The 459-nt window shown below is 60.1% G+C and carries 2 pseudogenes; one reads left to right on the top strand and one right to left on the bottom strand.

What is annotated here, in order from left to right:
* A pseudogene (locus C482_RS22935) lies at window positions 1-134 on the top strand (HalOD1 output domain-containing protein); the annotation flags it as partial.
* 56 nt (window positions 135-190) lie between these two features.
* Here C482_RS22935 and C482_RS22125 read toward each other — a convergent pair.
* A pseudogene (locus C482_RS22125) lies at window positions 191-459 on the bottom strand (hypothetical protein); the annotation flags it as partial.

Raw genomic sequence — 459 nt, forward strand, 5'->3', positions numbered from 1 at the left:
ATCCAGAGGCACTGGCTGCGGTGCTTGAATCTGGCGGGAACGCCCTCGTTGGCTTCGAGTACGAAGGCTATCGCGTCGTGATCGGACCCGGACCTGACGACGTGGCGGTGGAGGTGATCGACGAGAAGCGGTAGCGGGTCGAAGACAGGGAGTGGCTGTTGATCACCGCGTTTTTTCTCAGTGTTATCAGTTCGGCCAGCGCCTCAAGGTTGCTCGCCGAGTAGCGTTTGCACGCTTCGTAGAGATGGTCGCGCTCAAGTTTACCATCGACGGGGGCGAAGGCGTCGGTTTCGCCCGCGAAGGCGTCCGTCTCTTCGAGCGCTTCGAGTTCGTCGAGTTCGTCGATATCGTCGACATCAGTCCCCGTCCGACAGAGATACCGGGCGGTTTTGACTGCTCGACGGATGTCACGCTGTGGCAGCCGGAAGTTCGTCGCGACGTTGCCAACGAGGTAGTCAT

The sequence above is a fragment of the Natrialba chahannaoensis JCM 10990 genome (assembly GCF_000337135.1).
Classification (GTDB): Archaea; Halobacteriota; Halobacteria; order Halobacteriales; family Natrialbaceae; genus Natrialba; species Natrialba chahannaoensis.